This window comes from Croceitalea rosinachiae (genome assembly GCF_031846445.1).
GTDB classification, from domain to species: domain Bacteria; phylum Bacteroidota; class Bacteroidia; order Flavobacteriales; family Flavobacteriaceae; genus Croceitalea; species Croceitalea rosinachiae.
The window spans coordinates 1-504 of record NZ_JAVRHR010000016.1; the positions used below are offsets into that span (position 1 = coordinate 1).

Annotated in this window: 1 protein-coding gene; it reads right to left on the bottom strand. The window is 35.3% G+C overall.

The window, feature by feature from the left end; translation table 11 throughout:
* A partial coding sequence (locus RM706_RS16450) for a hypothetical protein (RefSeq protein WP_311353362.1) occupies positions 1–504 on the bottom strand: 504 nt, incomplete at both ends.

The window sequence follows — 504 nt, forward strand, 5'->3', positions numbered from 1 at the left end:
CAAATACTGTGGGCTATTCTAATTTCTATTCCATTTTGAGATGATGTGCTAGTCGTAAAAAACTCTATCCTTGATGCAAATGATATAGATTCCCAAATAAAATCTTCACCGTTAGAACCCGACGAGGAATTAACTGAATATAAATTACCCATGTTTTCAGCGACAATACCATTTCTCAAATCTGAAACAAATACATATCGTGCATTGTCCAAGGCTACGATACCATCGGAACTGTTTGTTAATAATCCACGTGAATGCGAAGCTTGTATTTGTACGAACACCGAACCAGAGAAATCAAATTGAACCGGGTTATTATCATCAATAATGAAAGCTCCTAAATTTGAAACCATAGCATTGGTCACGGTAACTAATAAACTACCTGCTGGTAAGTTGAACTTTGAGCTTATATCAAAATCCGTAATATTTAAGTCTTTTGAGTTGTTTAGAAAACCGAAGTCTGAAGGTCGTAAATCTATAAAAGAAGCTAAACTGCTGCATTCCACA